This window comes from Sporosarcina soli, assembly GCF_042655805.1.
Classification (GTDB): Bacteria; Bacillota; Bacilli; order Bacillales_A; family Planococcaceae; genus Sporosarcina; species Sporosarcina soli.
Map to the genome: position 1 here is coordinate 878,638 of NZ_JBHSNO010000005.1, position 16,792 is coordinate 895,429.

Here is a 16,792-nt window from a genome sequence, read left to right on the forward strand (position 1 = left end):
CGAATTTACACTCTTAATTGATGCTTCAAAATTTTGCCCGACGCAGTTTTAGGTAGTTCCTCCACAAACTCGTATACTTCCGGTATCTTAAATTTTGCCAAATGTCGGGCGCAGTATGACCGAATCGTATCTTGATTGGATGCCTGTAACCTATCCGATACAATGACCGCTTTCACCTTTTCCCCGAAAATATCGTCTGGAATGGCGATCACCGCTGCTTCTTTAACTTCTGGATGGCTTTTTAAAACATTTTCCACCTCAATGGAGAAAATTTTCTCTCCACCGCGGTTGATCATATCTTTCATTCGATCAAGAATATAAATGAATCCATCCTCATCGATTTTTGCGATATCCCCAGATCGCCAGTATCCGTCCACAAAGGACGATTCATTAGCTGCCGGATTGTCCCAATACGAGCCAATGACCATTGGGCCTTTGATCCATAATTCGCCCACTTCATTGATACCGGCCTCTTTGCCTGACGCGTCGACAACTTTCACTTCAGCAGTGTCAACGGGTAATCCGACTGCTGCAACTTTTGTCAACGGATAATGCAATGGCATCAATGCAGTCGGGGAAGTCGTCTCAGTCGCCCCATAAGCGTTGTGGAAAGTGGCGTTCGGGAAGATTTCTTGCAATCTCTGGAGTGTCTGCTCGTAAATGGGCGAGCCGCCATATGCCACCCTCTTTACGAAATCAAACGAGCGTTCTTTCAACAGCGGACTAGTCGCCATCATGATAAAAATGGTGGGGACATTAAATTGCAAATCTACTTTTAAATCATAGGATTGTTTAATATACTCATCATTATTGTATCTTTTCAAAATAACAGATGATCCACCAATGTAAATCATATGCAGAAACTGGGCCACTAACCCAGTCACATGAAATAGCGGAACGGCAATCATCGTCCGCATGGCATTTGTCGTTTGAAATATCCTCTGGTAATGCATCAGTGAATGAACAACATTCACATGACTTAACACCGCGCCTTTCGGACGTCCCGTCGTTCCAGACGTGTATAATATATACACCGGATCCGTTTCATCGATTTCCACTTCTTGCAGGTCATACTTTTCCGTTAGTAAACTGGCAATCGTATCCGTCGGCGGGTTGCTCCCTGTTTGAATGATCACCTTTGTATAGGGTATAACATGCTTATTTTTCTTATTGCATTCCTCTACTACCGGTACCAACTCATTATCTGCAATGATCAATTTCGGTTTGGAATGCCCGATGATATAAGCAATTTCAGAAGAGGTTAATTTTGTATTGACCGGAATCATTACTGCCCCGATTTTGATACAAGCAATTGCAACTAAAGGGAATTCAAGGTTATTACCAATCAAACAAACGAGGCGATCCTCTTTTTCAACTCCATATTTCTTTTGTAAAGAAGCAGCTAACTTAGTTGATTTTCGGTCAAGTTCATCGTAGGTCATGGCAATGCCGTTTAAAAACAAGGCCTCTTTGTAGCAATCGTTTTGAACGGTGTTATGAAAAATTTCTTTCAGAGATGATGGTCGATTAGCAAATACGTTGATCTTTTTCCTACCGAACAATGTGATTTGTTCTATATCTTGCAAAATCTCCATAAGTGGCTCTCCTTTTTTAGAGACTGGATATATTCTTTTCCGGATGCTCGCTTCATCACAAAGGCTATCTGTTGATTTCAGTTAATCTAACCGCTCAACAATAGTAAGCCTCCTCTTTTTCGGAACACTTAGGTATTTATAGCGGATCATTGCAAATGATGATCTCCCGTTTCCACTGTCAATCGTGAAATACTTCTTATTTTTCCAATTCTGATTGAGTGATCATTCAGCAATGCTGAAATGTAGGCGTGCGCTTTTCCAAGAATGCTTGAACACCTTCCCGAACATCCTCCGTGCTAAATATGTCTGCAAATAGTTCCGCCTCTAGCTCCAGGCCGTCTTCAAGCGATTGTTGCATCCCCTCATTCACGCTTACTTTTATTCTACCAAGGGCCTCCAAAGAGTAACTCGCCATTTTTCTTGCCATCCTTTGCGCTGTTTCCATTCCTTTTCCTTCGGGAGCTACCTGGTTTACAAGCCCAATTTTATGCGCCTCTTCTGCTAAAATCGGCTCTCCAAGAAACATCAATTCTTTCGCTTTTGCTTCCCCAACAAGTCTTGGTAATCGTTGAGTCCCCCCGCCACCAGGGAAAAGACCTAATTTCACTTCCGGTAAACCGAGCTGCGTTGTTATTTCTGCTATACGTATATCGCAGGCTAACGCCAATTCACAGCCTCCACCGAAAGTATATCCGTTTAAATAGGCAATCGTCGGCTTAGATAAATTGGCAATCTCATTCAATATTTCATTGGTTTTCAGCGTATTTCGCTTCAACTCCTCGGTCTCCAAGTCCAACCACCCCGGAAACTCTTTAATATCGGCACCTGCCATAAAAGCTCGGTTGCCCGCTCCTGTGAGAATGACGACTACAACATTTGGATCGATAGCAATTCCTCGAAAAATTTCACCTAACTCTGTCACCACTTGACGACTTAATACATTCATTGGCGGATTGTCAATGATTACTGTTGCAATCCCATCTTCTACTTCGTAACGCACCAATTCCCCCATCGTTTCCCTCTCCTTTACATTTCCTTGATGATAATTGAATAGGCAATTCCCTTCTCCTCGAATAAATCAAAATAGCCGCCTTGCCGCCTTTTCCCACAACGACTCACTTCAACAATTTCAAAATATATTCCTCGAAGTTCCGTTTCAGTTCCTCCAATGTCATTCTTCCATCTGGACGATACCATTGTTGGATCCAGTTCATCGCTCCGAGAATCATCATTCTGACAAAGATCGGTTCATCTACTTGGAATTCACCGGAAGCGATCCCTTTTTCGATCACTTGGTCAAAATAGGAAGAATACTTTTTCCGCAGTTGTAAAACCGGTCCTAATTGCTCTTCATCAAAGAAGCGGTGCGGTTCGATAATCAGATTGTTCGTTTCTTTTTCTTCTATGGCATAATCGATATGGGAGGAAATCATTCGACGAAGGATTTCTTCGGCTGTCCCCTCTTCATTTAAAGCCATTTCAAGCGCGCCCATCGCATCGCTTAGAACGAACTTATGACATTCGTACATGAGATCTCCTTTATTTTTAAAGTAATAATAGAGAGAACCTTTTGTCATTAAAAGCTCTGCTGCAATTTCTTCCATCGTTGCACCGTCGTATCCTCGTTTGTTGACGACGGCAATTGCTGTCATTAAGATCTGCTCTTTCTTCTTCAATGTTTTTCTCTCAGAGAGCTTCATATTCCCAACTCCTAGGCAAGTATTCTTTTCGCAATAATATTTTTCATAATCTCTGTTGTTCCGGCATAGATGGATGTGACTGCGATATCGCGATACCTGCGAGCAATTTCATACTCTTCCATAAAACCGTAGCCGCCATGAAGTTGCAGACATTCCGCAGCAACCCTTTTGGCCATTTCACTGATCCACCATTTCGCCATCGATACTTCCTTGACAATCTCCTCCCCTTGTAGATGCCTTTCTGTGAGTCTATTCACATACGTTCGTCCGATATCGATTTCTGTCGCCATTTCTGCCAGTTTAAATTGCGTATTTTGGAAATCGGCAATTCGTTGGCCAAATGCTTTTCGCTCCTTTACATAGTCGATCGTCAGTTTTAGCATTTCCTCCGCCTCAACTTGCACTTGAAGCGCCACAAGCAATCGCTCTTGCTGCAACATGTCCATTAAGTAATAAAATCCTTTTCCTTCCTCACCAAGAAGGTTTTCAACCGGTACTTTAACATCCTCGAAGATGAGTTCCGCCGTATCTCCCGAGTGCATCCCCAATTTGTTCAGTTTTTTCCCGCGTTTGAATCCCGACATTCCGTCTTCCACAACGAGCAAACTGATTCCCCGATGCGCCGGTTGTGCTTGGTCATCCGTCTTACAAACGACTACGACAAAATCTGCGTTCAGCCCATTTGTGATAAATGTCTTTTCCCCATTCAAGATATAGTGATCCCCATCTTTTCGTGCGGTCGTTTTCACACCGGCCAAATCCGATCCAGCACCCGGTTCAGTCATTGCAATCGCAGATATATATTCACCTGTTACACTTTTGGGTAGCCACTTTCGTTTCTGCTGTTCTGTCCCATACGCAGATATGTAAGGGCTTACAATGTCAGAGTGAAGCGAAACACCACTGGCCAGACCGACCCCTACCCGCTCCAATTCTTCCGTCAATATCATCGAGTACGAGAAGTCGAGCCCCAAGCCACCATACGCTTCATCCACCCAAGGCAAAAGAAACCCGTTTTCGCCCAGCTTTACCCAAAAGTCACGTGGGATTTCGCGTTGCTCTTCCCACTTCGCATAATTCGGATATGCTTCTTTCTCCAACATTTTCCGAAGTGAATCACGAAAAATAGCATGCTCAACCGTCAAAAATGCAGTAGTCACTGAACTCCTCCTTTTTAAACGTCGTTAAATTATCTGATAATTTTGAGTTTAATGATATTCTAACAACTAATTTTTAAGATTGCAAGAACTTTTTTTGAACATCGTTTAATATTAAAACCGTGTTCAAATGATCATATGAAACAGGCTTCTAAACTAGTCCTCATTTCTTAATGATTTAAAGTGGACGACACTGATCCAACTTCACCAAAGTATTCATCCTAACTTACCAAAATGGGTTCCTGATCCGCACAAATAAGTTCGCACTCTTCTTGTTTTTCCACTGCATGCATACAGTGAATGAAGCACTATCCAAATACATTAGAAGGAGGACATCTATGTTAAAATGCATTGCCTGTGGCTTTGAGCAGCCAACAGGAAAGTTTTGCGGCGATTGTGGAACCAAATTTGGGGAAACGAATGCCATACACAACACTCGCCGAACCTTACCCAGCCCTACCGAACCGAATCCTCATCTCGAAAAATTAAAAATGCAAGCGAAAGCGTACCGTTCTTATTTCCTTCGCCAATTAAAAAAGCCCGCACTCGCCTACGAACAGGGCGAAAACGGATTGGCAAACGGTCTGACCAGTATTCTGTTACTTGGTATTTTAGTGACACTGTCCCTCTTTGCAGCTTTACGTCCAAGCCTCGCTAACGGATTTCTATCGTTTTTTGGCGGTGCATTCATCTTTACATTATTCGCCATCACCATCGCACTCATCGCCCTATTCGCTACCACTTCATCGCTCGGTCCACAACAATCCATTAAAACAATACTCAGCTTATATGGAGCCTACTTACCCCCTCTTCTTATCGGTGCAACAGTTTCCTTCCTATTGATGGTCATCAAATCTTACACATATGGACATTTACTGCTCAGCCTCGTTTTTCTCTTTGCCATCTTGTTAGTGCCGCTTTACCTGCTTAGCGCTTTGATCCTGAAAAACCCGACGACAATTGATCCGTTCTATATTTTCATCGTCTACCTAATCACTTATTCCATCCTCTTTAGTCTTTTCATTATACTTATTGCCGATTCAGCGATCGGTGAGTATTTTAGTGAGCTGTTGTATTGGTTTGTCTAAAACGATAACAACCTCCCGATCGTCCGGCTGATCGGGAGGTTGTACGTTGGGGAATAGCATTGGTTCAACTTATATTGTACGAAAAGTATACTTCGTCATTGATTCGTATACTCCCCCCACATCTAAGATGGATGAATGGAATTGAGGGTGTTCGATAGAATCAGGCGGTGCCTGCGTTTCTAAACATAACCCTAAATAATTTCGCGCCTTTTCACCTCTGATTGTATAGTCGCCTTCCAATTTGTTTCCTGTATATACAATGACAGCAGGTTCGGTTGTCTCTACCACAAGTTTTCTGCCGCTTTCATGATCTTTTACAATAATTTCTTGATGCTGATTTTCATTCAGTAAAAATGGATGATCATATCCATTAGTCGCCAATGCATTTTGTGGATGAGTGGATATAACGCCATCGCGAATCGCTCTTCCTTTTCGAAAATCAAAAACAGTTTGATCCACCGCCAGTACTTTCCCGGTCGGAAGCAATTCATCATTCAATTCGATAAACTGATGGCTGCTGATCTTTAATTCATGATCTAAAATAGATCTTTTTAAGTCGCCACTTAAGTTGAAATAGGTATGGTTGGTCGGATTCAATATTGTTTTTTTATCTGAAATCCCCCAGTAAGAGATGATCAGCTCGTTATCGGCTGTAATGGTGTATGTCATTTTTATTTCAAGATTTCCGGGATAGCCTTCTTCTCCATTAGGACTTACATAAGAAAACATAATGCTTATTTCATTTTCTTTTTCAATTACTGTTGAATCCCAAAGCACATGACTGAATCCCTGACGTCCACCGTGTAGATGATGATTGTTTTCATTTGTAGTGACCTGATAGTCATTTCCATCTAAATGGACAATTCCATTCTTAATGCGTCCCGCGAATCGCCCGACCACTGCCCCAAAATAATGGGGGTTGTCGTAATATTCTTCCAATGTATCAAATCCCAAAACGATATTTTCTATTTTCCCTTCACGATCAGGAGCCATAATTTCTGTAATAATGCCCCCATAATCAAGACAAGATAGTGCGAATCCATTCTGATTCTTCAAGGTATATAAAGTTACCGGCTGTTCGTTTATCAAGCCAAACAGCTCCTTTTTCATTTCCACTGGCAGCTTCCATCCTTTCAACATAAAGCAAAAAATCATGATTGGTTGATTTCAACAGGTTGTCCTGTTTGAATGGATTGGTAGCAAGCTTCGATGACCTGCATGTTACGAATGGTAGATCGGCCTGTGATCGCAGGGCTTAAATCATTTAGAATCACCTCGGAAAAATGTTCGATTTCCAGTCGATAAATATCGCCCTCGAATTCTTCTTCCCGCATCACTCCGTTACTTTGGATGAGAATTGAACCAATTCCACCATTCGTGTCCGGACGGAATGCAAAAGGAACCTTGATCGTACCTTTGGTTCCAACAACTTCATATTCATTGCGGGCAGCCATATTAAAACTGCAGTCGAAAATTGCCGTCACTCCATTAGCCATTTTCATATAACCATACGTACTGACGTCCACGCCGGCTTCAGCGTCAAACGATGCCAAGGCCTGCACTTCTACAGGTTCCGCATCTGTTAAATAGCGAGTCACATGGATCGTATAACAGCCAAGATCATATAAGCTGCCTCCCCCCATCTCCTTGTCCATCCGGATATCCTCCCCGCGATTCTCCAAATAAAAGGAATGGCTGGCTTTAATGAGTTTCACTTTACCGATTTCTCCGGATGCAATAATCTCTTTTACTCGTGCATGCTGCGGATGCAATTGGTACATGAACCCTTCCATGAATTTCACATTGTGTTCACGGCATAGTTGTACCATTTCAGCAGCTTCCGAAGCGGATAGTGCTGCCGGCTTCTCACAAAGGATATGTTTCCCTTGTGCAGCCGCTTTGACTACCCACTCCTTATGCAGATGATTTGGTAGAGGAATATAGACCGCATCGATTGTCGGATCAAGCAATAATTCCTCGTAGCTTTCATATGCTTTCGGGACTTTTAGCTTCGAAGCAACTGCATGAACTTTACTTTCCCGGCTTGCCATTGCAATCAGCTCTGCATTTTCGGCGCGAACAATCGCTGGAATCACTTGCGTTTGAGCGATATTTGCCGTACTTAGAACGCCCCAACGGATTTTTTTCATTATCCCTTTCCCCCTCTATTTTCTGAATGGCTTTAGCTCCTCATTTAGCGCTTTTGTTTGGACGTAGACTTGTTTATAAATCTCAAATAATGCATGATACTTTTCCACATTTTCTTTAATCGGCGTATAGGATGTCGCTGATTTCAGAAATACATCCGCACATTGTTCCAATGATTCAAACCAGCCACAGCCATACCCCGCTAACATGGCTGCCCCCATACCAGGACCTTGCTCACTGGATAACTTAATGATGTTCGCATCGAAAATATCCGCCTGCATTTGTAACCAAGTATCATTTTTCGCGCCGCCACCAATGGAGATAATCGTATCGATGGTCTTGCCACTTTCCCTAAAGAGATGAATGGACTCATTTAAGGAAAAAGTGATGCCCTCTAGAATTGCCCGGGCAAAATCTGTTTTGGTATGGGAAGAATCCATTCCGATAAAGCTGGCTCGAATTGTCGAGTCCGCATAGGGAGTCCTCTCTCCTACCAAATAAGGCGTGTAAAGTAAGCCGTTGGAACCGATCGGTATATGATCTATGTCCGTAAGGAGTTCATCGAAAGGTTCATTCTCGGCAAAAACATTCCGAAACCATTCGAGGCTATGTCCAGCAGCTAACGTAACCCCCATCGTGTAAAAAGCATTTTCCTTTCCATGATTGAAAAAGTGAACTCGCCCTTCAAAGTTACGATCCTTATCTTCCTCATAAGAAAGGATGACACCTGAAGTTCCGATGCTGCATAACGTTTTTCCGTCCGATAAAATTCCAGCGCCAATGGCACCGCATGCATTATCTGCGCCGCCAGCAAAAACTGTTGTCGCTTGGTCAAGTCCCGTTTCCTTTGCAAATTCGAGTGTAATGCTCCCTACAGAGTCATGCGATTCAAGTAATGGTGGACAAATGGATGGATTGATAGTAAATCGTTCACACATCTCTTTGCTCCACACTTTTTCACCGACATCAAGCAATAGAGTTCCTGCCGCATCTGAATACTCGCTATGTATCTTCCCAGTCATCCGATACCGTACATAATCTTTCGGAAGCATAAAGTGGGCAACCTGTTTAAATATCTCAGGCTCGTTCTCTTGCACCCATAGCAGTTTTGGCAAAGTGAAGCCTTCCAAAGCGGGGTTTTTCGTAATGCTAAGCAACTTATCTCTACCGACAACTTCATAAATCCTTTGACATTGTTCCGTTGTCCGCGTGTCATTCCAAAGAATGGCATTGCGCAACAGCTTTTGCTCTTGGTCCATTAACACAAGGCCATGCATTTGCCCCGAATAGCTGATACCTTCGATATCTTGGGGATTTCCTTCAAATTGCTCTACAAGTTCCGAAAGAGCTTCTGCTGTTTTTTGGACCCATTGCTCAGGATCTTGTTCACTGTAGCCAGATTTTTCCTGTATGAGTGGATAGGCTTTCTTGATTTCCTGACATACATCGCCCAATTGATTGACCAATAGAACCTTTACTGCACTCGTTCCCAAATCGATGCCAATGACATATTTCATGACTTCACCCTCATCTACTTTAGATAAAAAGGACATACTAGAAGTCTATGATCTGATTCTAGTACATCCTTAGTTTCAACCTTTCATTACGCAAAGGTTACTGATAACAAATATTGGTTGATCGTCGCTCTTAGTCGTTCTGCACGCCCAGAAGTGTTTTGAATTTCTCCTAATTGCAAGGCATACTCTTCTAACTCCTGGAAATTCGTTTTCCCTTCAACGATTTCTTTCCCAATCCCATGATTGTAGCTGTCATAACGCGTTTCAATAAATCCATCAAGTACGTTATCATCGATCAGCTTTTGCGCCACTTTTAATCCGACTGCAAAACTGTCCATCCCAGCGATATGTGCATGGAATAAATCCTCCTGTTCAAACGAGCCTCTTCTCACTTTTGCATCGAAGTTCAATCCGCCTCGTCCCAATCCGCCATTTTTCAAGATCTCATACATCGCTAACGTCGTGGCATATAAGTCTGTCGGGAATTCGTCCGTATCCCAACCGAGCAATGTATCCCCTTGGTTAGCATCGACTGAACCTAACATGCCATTGATACGGGCATAATGTAGTTCATGCTCAAAGGTATGCCCAGCAAGAGTGGCATGGTTCGCTTCAATATTAAATTTGAAATAATCTTGTAAATCGTAGGATTGTAAAAAGGCTAACCCTGTCGCCACATCGAAATCATACTGATGCTTCGACGGCTCTTTCGGCTTTGGCTCTATTAAAAATTGACCATCATAACCAATTTCCTTCGCATAATCGACCGCCATATGGAAAAAGCGGCCTAAGTTATCCAATTCCAGTTTCATATTCGTATTCAATAACGTTTCATAGCCTTCGCGTCCGCCCCAGAATACGTAGTTTTCAGCCCCCAGCTCTTTAGCCACTTCCAACCCTTTTTTCACCTTGGCAGCTGAATAGGCAAATACATCGGCATTGACTGCCGTTGCAGCACCATGTACAAAACGTGGATGTGAAAACATATTCGCTGTATTCCATAAAAGTTTCGTTTTGCTTGTCTGCATATAATCTTTGATCATCGCCACAATTTCATCGAGATTCCGATAGCTTTCCCGGAGATCTGCGCCTTCCGGGGCGATATCGACATCATGAAAGCAAAAGAAGGGTACATTTAATTTCTCGAAAAATTCAAATCCTGCTTCTACCCGAGCCTTCGCCAAATCCATGCCCTTAAACTTATCCCAAGAACGGATCATATTGCCGCTGCCAAATGGATCTGATCCATCCATTGTGAACGTATGCCAATACGCAACACCGAAACGTAAGATTTCTTCCATCGTTTTGCCTGCCACTTTTTCTTCTGGATTATAATATTTAAAGGCAAGCGGATTGGTAGATGTATGTCCCTCATAGGTAATGCGATTGATGTTTTCAAAATAAGCCATGTTTAATACCCCCATATACTTTTTAGTTACAAGATCCGATCACTTCTTACTAGCAATATCAATCCAGACGGCGACAATCAGAATGAGGCCTTTCACGATGTATTGCCAGAACGTTTCAATGTTCATCATACTCATCCCATTGTCGATACTTGCCATGATCAGCGCACCAATCAGCGCGCCAACAACTTTCCCTTTTCCGCCCATTAAACTGGTTCCACCGATGACACAAGCCGCGATTGCATCAAGTTCATACATATTCCCGGCATTTACCGTTGCCGCATTCAATCGACTTGTGAGTATGACGCCCGCAACTCCTGCGAGCGCTCCCATCGAAGTGAAGACCCATAGCGTATTCCGCTTAATGTTAATCCCTGATAGGGCAGCCGCTTCCTGGTTTCCACCGATTGCATACACATATCTGCCGAATGATGTTTTCGATGAAACGAAAATGAAAACAGCCGCAAAAAAGATGACAATCAAAATAGGCGTTGGAATCCCTTGATAGCGATTGAGCATATAGGTCGCTAATAAAATGAAAAAGGAATAGATACCTACTTTCCCATAATCGATCAGTGGTGCCGGAAGCAATAGGTCCAGATTTTTTCTTTTGGCCCGGTTCCGCACAGTCCATACAATTAGCAGTCCGATACTGACAAGTGCCAACATATAACCAATGGTAAATGGAAGGTAACTATTACTAATTGCCTTAAAACTGTCATTCATCGGTGACACTGTTTGCCCTTTGCTCAAACCAATTAGAATCCCCCGGAATATCAGCATCCCGCCTAATGTGACGATAAAGGCCGGGACAGCTCGATAAGCAACCCACCAACCTTGCCAAATGCCGAATAGCGCACCGACCACAATTGCCGCAATAACAACAGCAAAAGTATTCCAGTCGTACCAAACATGTAAAATCGCTGCCACACCGCCTGTTAATCCCACCAAGGAACCGACGGACAAATCAATATGCCCCGCAACAATGATCAATGTCATGCCAATTGCCAGTATTGCGATGACGGACATTTGAGAAAACAAGTTGGATATATTACGAGATGATAGAAATTCGCCGCCTGTAAAAAAACCGAATATAACAGCGATCAACACCAAGGCAATAATCAGTGTGTATGCCTGCATATCCAGTTTGAAACTTAGTCCTCTTTTTTCGTGCGCTTCTGTATTCGCTGCGGGTTGCGTTGTCACGACTTTTCCCCTCCTGTAGCACATGTCATTATTTTCTCTTGAGTTGCTTCCTCCCTACTGAATTCCCCAGTGATTTTCCCTTCTGCCATCACAAGAATCCGATCTGACATACCGAGGACTTCAGGTAATTCAGACGAAACAATCACGATACCGACGCCTTGACTCGCCAACTCATTAATGATTTTATAAATCTCATACTTCGCCCCGACATCAATTCCCCTCGTCGGCTCGTCAAGGATCAAAACTTTCGGGTCATTTAATAACCATTTACTCAGTACAACCTTTTGCTGGTTTCCACCACTTAGTTGACCGACCAACGCCTCCAAATTAGGCGCTTTCAAATTCATTTTATATGTAATATCCCCAGCCGTTTTCACTTCCAAGGCATTATCGATCACTTTTAATTTCATCATTTTGTTCAAGGCGGCAAGTGTCGTGTTTTTGGTAATATCCATCCCTAAAACAAGGCCGTAACGTTTCCGGTCTTCAGACACATAGGCTAATCCTTCTCTAATCGCATCTGCCGGATTTTTGATCATCGTTGCCTTTCCATCTATCAAAACCGTCCCTGTCGGATTTCCCCTCAAGCCGCCAAACAAGCTCATGAATAATTCCGTCCTCCCAGCACCCATTAAGCCGGAAAAGCCGAGTATTTCACCTTTTTTCAGTGTAAATGAAACATCATTAATTATTTTTTTCCCTAGAGGATCTATCACTGTATAATTTTTAACATCGAGTATATTTTCAGAACTGATCGGGCGTTCTTCATAAGGAAAAAGCTCTGTCAATTCACGGCCCACCATTTTTGTGATGATCATTTCCTCCGACAAGTCTTCGATCCGGTCCGTACTCACGGTTTGTCCGTCCCTAATAATCGTCACAGTATCCGCCAACGTCATCACTTCGCCTAATTTATGAGAAATATAGATGCAAGTGACGCCCTCCGCCCGCAAATCATTTAACAATTTTATTAAAATATCAACATCACTTTCTGTTAATGCAGCTGTAGGTTCATCCAATATAAGAATCTCTGTTTTTTGGGTCAACGCTTTCGCAATTTCAATCAGTTGTTGTTTCCCTACTGTCAAATGCCCTACTTTCGTTTGTGGGTCGATATCTAATCCAATATGATCCAACCATTTTTGGGCTTCTGAATAGATTTTATTCCAATCAATAATTCTCGCTCTCATTAAGTCGTGGCTCAAAAACAAATTCTCGGCCACCGACATTTCCTCCACCAAGGCAAGCTCTTGATAAATGATGGACACACCCGCATTTTGCGACTCTTTAATCGATTTAAGTTCTACTTTTTGACCGTTTATTAAAATTTGGCCGTCATAGGTCCCATGTGGATAAACACCGCTTAATACTTTCATTAAAGTGGATTTACCCGCCCCATTCTCACCACATAAGGCATGAATTTCACCTTTACGCACTGAAAATGTGACATTATCAAGCGCACGTACTCCCGGAAATTCTTTTGTAATGGCCTTCATTTGAAGTGCATAATTTTCCATTTCAGATTTCCTCTCCTAAAAATATCAATCAATTACGCCTCGGCGTAATTGTGTCCAGATTTTGAATCGAGCTTGAGCCCTACAGGATGTAGGTCATGCAGTCGTTGCGAATCGAACAACGAAGGGTTCGATTTGCCGTATTTCTGCGATCTTTGCAGAAATTAAGGCACTTTCCTTTTAGGACGTCGCGAACTTAGACTGCCTTCTCTTTAACTCCTTTCAAAATCTGTGACATCCGCCGGAGGCTTTATCTTCATTCAGCGGGCGTCTGCGCACCTGCTGAATGAAGATAAATTGAAAGGGGGAATACAATCCCCCCTCTGAAAAGGTCTAATTATGGGCGTGGTGGACGCTCATCTTCTGGAACATTTTTATAGACATCGTCATAAGAATGAAATTCATCTTTGATCAGTGTGTCAACGATATTTTCTTGACCGACTTTGATCGGATCTAATTTAATGAAAGGAACATCAAGTTTTCCATTGTTAACCGTGGAATCCGAAGTTACCGTTTCCCCTTTCGCCAATTGCACTGCCACTTCAGCACATTTGATTGCGATAGCTTTGATCGGTTTATAGACCGTCATTGTTTGCGTACCTTCGGCAATTCGTTGAACGCCAGCAAGGTCGGCATCTTGTCCCGAAATCACAACTTTACCTGCCAATCCTTGTGCATCTAATGCTTGAATGGCTCCGCCAGCCGTATTGTCATTTGAGGCAACAATCGCATCAATATCATTTTTATTGGCCGTTAACGCATTTTCAGTGATTTTCAGCGCTTCGTTTGCATCCCAACCTTTCGCCCATTGATCACCGATAATTTCGATGTCCCCTTTATCAACAAGTGGTTGGATAATATTCATTTGACCTTCTCTGAACATTTTTGCATTGTTGTCTGTCGGTGATCCGCCCATCAAAAAATACTTTCCAGTCGGTACTTTGTCCACCAAATATTCGGCTTGCATTTCACCTACGCGCACATTGTCAAAAGAGACATAAGCGTCAATATCTGCTCCGTTTACAAGACGGTCATAGGCTAAAACAGGGATCCCTTCACTTTTTGCTTTATCGACAACCGGTGATAAGGCATCCGAGTTGATCGCGATGATGACCAATGCATCGATATCTTGTGATAACATGTTTTGGATTTGTGATAATTGTTTTTCCTCGTCCCCATTTGCAGATTGTACAACTACTTCTGCTCCGAGTTCTTCCGCTTTCTCAACAAAGAAGTCGCGGTCATGTTGCCAACGTTCCAACGTCAAGTCCGATACGGAAAGCCCGATTTTGAGTTTGCCATCGGACTTCTCCCCTCCGCTTTTGTCCGTTCCTTCTGCTTGCGTGCCAGCATCTTGTCCACAAGCCGCAAGAATCAGCATCATGACTAAAAGAAAAATGATTGATTGTAACCCCTTACATCTTTTCATAATTGAAAAATCCCCCTTTTCCAAATTGTGCTACCTGGCAATCTATTTTGAGTTTAGCACCAAAAACTTAGTTTGTCTATCTAATAAACTAAGTTTATAGTACAATATTTTCAACAGACAGAATTGTTAATAACATAGGGAATGGTGAAGTTATGAAACAAATTACTTGGAATCAGCATGTCGTCAAAAAAATGAATAAAGAAATCGTCTTACAATCCATTATCGGGCTGGCACCTTTATCCCGCGCTGAAATTGCGCAACGATCCGGCTTAAACAAAGCTACCGTCTCGTCTTTAGTAAACGAACTGATCGAGGAAGAACTGATTTATGAGTCAGGCACCGGTGAATCAAGTGGGGGCAGACGACCTGTCATCCTGCTATTTAATGAACAAGCAGGTTATTCAATCGGTCTCGATATAGGGGTAAATTATATGCTAGGCATTGTGACAGATTTAGTTGGGAATGTCATCTATGAAGTAAATCAAATCATGGATACTGCCCTTCCCTTTGAAGAGCAAATGAAGCTTGTTGTTGATACAATCAAAACACTTATCAGACATACACCTAACAGTAGATACGGTGTGGTTGGCATCGGTATCGGTGTACCTGGTATTGTTGATAACTATGGAAAAGTATTGCTGGCACCAAACTTGAAGTGGGAAGATGTAGATTTATTAACTATGCTGGAAGAAGAATTTGATTATCCCATTCTTGTCGAAAATGAAGCAAATGCTGGAGCTTACGGAGAGATGCGGTTTGGAGCGGGACTGGAATGTAATAATTTAATTTATGTAAGCGCTGGAATAGGTATTGGCGTAGGCATCATCTTAAATGGAGAACTTTACCGTGGCATGAATGGCTACTCCGGCGAAAGCGGCCATATGACCATTGTCAAAAATGGTCGCAAATGCAATTGCGGAAGTAACGGTTGCTGGGAGGCCTATGCGTCCGAGCATGCACTATTACGACAAGCAAAGGGCATCCCGCATTTAGCAGACGCCAGTCTTGAACTATTGATCAGTTTTGCGGAAAACAATGATAAAGATGCACGAGCCCTCTTAGAAGAAATCGGTTGTAATATGAGCACCGGTATTACAAACCTGATCAAGACATTCAATCCCCAGCTCGTCATCATTGGAAATCGGTTAGCAAAAGCGGAGAGCTGGATACAAAACGCCATCATCAAAACCGCCAAACAAGAATTAATGCCCTTTCACCAAGCCGATATGAATATCCGTTTTTCAAAGCTATCCGACTATTCGGCAGCCCTTGGTGTATCCGCCTTTGCCATAGAGGAATTTCTTAAAATCGACCAAGCACCCCTTGCCAATACGTAAGGAATCTTAAAGTCGTCCATTTACTAAACAATGTATCGTAGAAAGTTCTTAACATCTTAGTCGAACTTCGCAACACTTTTTATAATCGAAGCAACACTCTTTTCTCTTATTATTCAGTGAAATATGTTTCCTTTACGCTGGAAAATGTGATAGTTTAAAAGGATACAGTGAAAGGATGATGAACATGGCACAAGTTGAAAGTTTCTTACTTGATCATACAAAAGTGAAAGCCCCATACGTGCGTCTTGCAGGAACCGAACAGCATGAGAAAGGCAGTTCCCTTCAAAAGTATGACTTACGATTTTTACAACCCAACCAGGACGCAATGCCGACTTCCGCAGTTCATACACTCGAGCATCTGCTCGCAACGTATATGCGCGATGAACTCAAAGGGATTGTCGACATTTCACCAATGGGGTGCAGAACTGGATTTTACATGATCATCTGGGATGAGCATGAGCCAAAAGAAATCGCTACTGCGCTGACAAAAGTGTTGGAAAAAGTGATCACTACTGAGCATATCCCTGCAGTTTCTGCCCTTGAATGCGGAAACTACCGCGACCACTCCCTTTTCGCAGCACAAGAATATGCAAAGATGGTTGTGGAAGCCGGGTTGAGTGGTGATCCTTTCCGCACGGAAGAAGCAATCACGCGTTAATATGAACAAGGATAAATAATCAGCAGGCGGCCCCTTA

Annotated in this window: 14 protein-coding genes; 3 read left to right on the forward strand and 11 right to left on the reverse strand. The window is 42.7% G+C overall.

Annotated elements, in window-relative coordinates; translation table 11 throughout:
- Positions 1–5: 5 nt before the first annotated feature.
- The 4 genes from ACFPRA_RS08345 to ACFPRA_RS08360 form a co-directional block, all read right to left on the reverse strand.
- Positions 6–1,595 (reverse strand): class I adenylate-forming enzyme family protein, encoded by a 1,590-nt coding sequence (locus tag ACFPRA_RS08345; RefSeq protein WP_381432598.1) that lies wholly within the window; start codon positions 1,593–1,595, stop codon positions 6–8.
- 226 nt (positions 1,596–1,821) lie between these two features.
- Positions 1,822–2,607 carry an enoyl-CoA hydratase gene (locus ACFPRA_RS08350; protein WP_381432601.1) on the reverse strand — a complete coding sequence of 262 codons (786 nt, stop codon included), beginning with the start codon at positions 2,605–2,607 and terminating at the stop codon, positions 1,822–1,824.
- Positions 2,608–2,710: 103 nt separating this feature from the next.
- A complete protein-coding gene (locus tag ACFPRA_RS08355; protein ID WP_381432604.1) occupies positions 2,711–3,295 on the reverse strand; it encodes a TetR/AcrR family transcriptional regulator in 585 nt (194 codons plus the stop codon).
- An 11-nt stretch (positions 3,296–3,306) separates the two neighbouring features.
- The gene (locus ACFPRA_RS08360) at positions 3,307–4,455 is read right to left on the reverse strand and encodes an acyl-CoA dehydrogenase family protein (protein WP_381432607.1); all 1,149 of its coding nucleotides are present in this window, start codon (positions 4,453–4,455) and stop codon (positions 3,307–3,309) included.
- Positions 4,456–4,790: 335 nt separating this feature from the next.
- Between ACFPRA_RS08360 and ACFPRA_RS08365 the strand changes: the two genes are divergently transcribed.
- Entirely contained in the window at positions 4,791–5,540 is a 750-nt protein-coding gene (locus tag ACFPRA_RS08365) for a hypothetical protein (protein ID WP_381432610.1), read from the forward strand.
- Positions 5,541–5,609: 69 nt separating this feature from the next.
- Here ACFPRA_RS08365 and ACFPRA_RS08370 read toward each other — a convergent pair whose 3' ends face one another.
- From ACFPRA_RS08370 to xylF, 7 genes are all read right to left on the reverse strand, one after another.
- Positions 5,610–6,656, reverse strand: a complete 1,047-nt coding sequence (locus tag ACFPRA_RS08370; protein WP_381432613.1) for an aldose epimerase family protein — start codon at positions 6,654–6,656, stop codon at positions 5,610–5,612.
- A gap of 35 nt (positions 6,657–6,691) precedes the next feature.
- Positions 6,692–7,690, reverse strand: a complete 999-nt coding sequence (locus tag ACFPRA_RS08375; protein WP_381432616.1) for a Gfo/Idh/MocA family protein — start codon at positions 7,688–7,690, stop codon at positions 6,692–6,694.
- A gap of 15 nt (positions 7,691–7,705) precedes the next feature.
- Complete coding sequence (xylB, locus tag ACFPRA_RS08380; RefSeq protein WP_381432619.1) at positions 7,706–9,205, reverse strand: xylulokinase; 1,500 nt, start codon at positions 9,203–9,205, stop codon at positions 7,706–7,708.
- 86 nt (positions 9,206–9,291) lie between these two features.
- Positions 9,292–10,614, reverse strand: coding sequence for a xylose isomerase (gene xylA / locus ACFPRA_RS08385; RefSeq protein ID WP_381432622.1), 1,323 nt, complete (start codon positions 10,612–10,614; stop codon positions 9,292–9,294).
- Between the two features lie 39 nt (positions 10,615–10,653).
- Complete coding sequence (locus ACFPRA_RS08390; protein WP_381434825.1) at positions 10,654–11,751, reverse strand: sugar ABC transporter permease; 1,098 nt, start codon at positions 11,749–11,751, stop codon at positions 10,654–10,656.
- A 62-nt stretch (positions 11,752–11,813) separates the two neighbouring features.
- Positions 11,814–13,334, reverse strand: a complete 1,521-nt coding sequence (locus tag ACFPRA_RS08395) for a xylose ABC transporter ATP-binding protein (protein WP_381432625.1) — start codon at positions 13,332–13,334, stop codon at positions 11,814–11,816.
- Between the two features lie 334 nt (positions 13,335–13,668).
- On the reverse strand, positions 13,669–14,760 hold the full coding sequence (xylF, locus tag ACFPRA_RS08400) for a D-xylose ABC transporter substrate-binding protein (protein WP_381432629.1): 1,092 nt from the start codon (positions 14,758–14,760) through the stop codon (positions 13,669–13,671).
- Positions 14,761–14,912: 152 nt separating this feature from the next.
- Between xylF and ACFPRA_RS08405 the strand changes: the two genes are divergently transcribed.
- The gene (locus ACFPRA_RS08405; protein WP_381432632.1) at positions 14,913–16,097 is read left to right on the forward strand and encodes an ROK family protein; all 1,185 of its coding nucleotides are present in this window, start codon (positions 14,913–14,915) and stop codon (positions 16,095–16,097) included.
- Positions 16,098–16,281: 184 nt separating this feature from the next.
- A complete protein-coding gene (locus tag ACFPRA_RS08410; RefSeq protein WP_381432634.1) occupies positions 16,282–16,755 on the forward strand; it encodes an S-ribosylhomocysteine lyase in 474 nt (157 codons plus the stop codon).
- The last annotated feature ends 37 nt before the right edge of the window (positions 16,756–16,792 follow it).

Bases quoted from the DNA above. Each gene is read 5' to 3' on its own strand.
- xylF (WP_381432629.1), bottom strand. From the start codon at position 14,760: ATGAAAAGATGTAAGGGGTTACAATCAATCATTTTTCTTTTAGTCATG.
- ACFPRA_RS08355 (WP_381432604.1), bottom strand. From the start codon at position 3,295: ATGAAGCTCTCTGAGAGAAAAACATTGAAGAAGAAAGAGCAGATCTTA.
- ACFPRA_RS08390 (WP_381434825.1), bottom strand. From the start codon at position 11,751: ATGCAGGCATACACACTGATTATTGCCTTGGTGTTGATCGCTGTTATA.
- ACFPRA_RS08350 (WP_381432601.1), bottom strand. From the start codon at position 2,607: ATGGGGGAATTGGTGCGTTACGAAGTAGAAGATGGGATTGCAACAGTA.
- ACFPRA_RS08395 (WP_381432625.1), bottom strand. From the start codon at position 13,334: ATGGAAAATTATGCACTTCAAATGAAGGCCATTACAAAAGAATTTCCG.
- ACFPRA_RS08365 (WP_381432610.1), top strand. From the start codon at position 4,791: ATGTTAAAATGCATTGCCTGTGGCTTTGAGCAGCCAACAGGAAAGTTT.
- ACFPRA_RS08405 (WP_381432632.1), top strand. From the start codon at position 14,913: ATGAAACAAATTACTTGGAATCAGCATGTCGTCAAAAAAATGAATAAA.
- xylA (WP_381432622.1), bottom strand. From the start codon at position 10,614: ATGGCTTATTTTGAAAACATCAATCGCATTACCTATGAGGGACATACA.
- ACFPRA_RS08375 (WP_381432616.1), bottom strand. From the start codon at position 7,690: ATGAAAAAAATCCGTTGGGGCGTTCTAAGTACGGCAAATATCGCTCAA.
- ACFPRA_RS08410 (WP_381432634.1), top strand. From the start codon at position 16,282: ATGGCACAAGTTGAAAGTTTCTTACTTGATCATACAAAAGTGAAAGCC.
- xylB (WP_381432619.1), bottom strand. From the start codon at position 9,205: ATGAAATATGTCATTGGCATCGATTTGGGAACGAGTGCAGTAAAGGTT.
- ACFPRA_RS08345 (WP_381432598.1), bottom strand. From the start codon at position 1,595: ATGGAGATTTTGCAAGATATAGAACAAATCACATTGTTCGGTAGGAAA.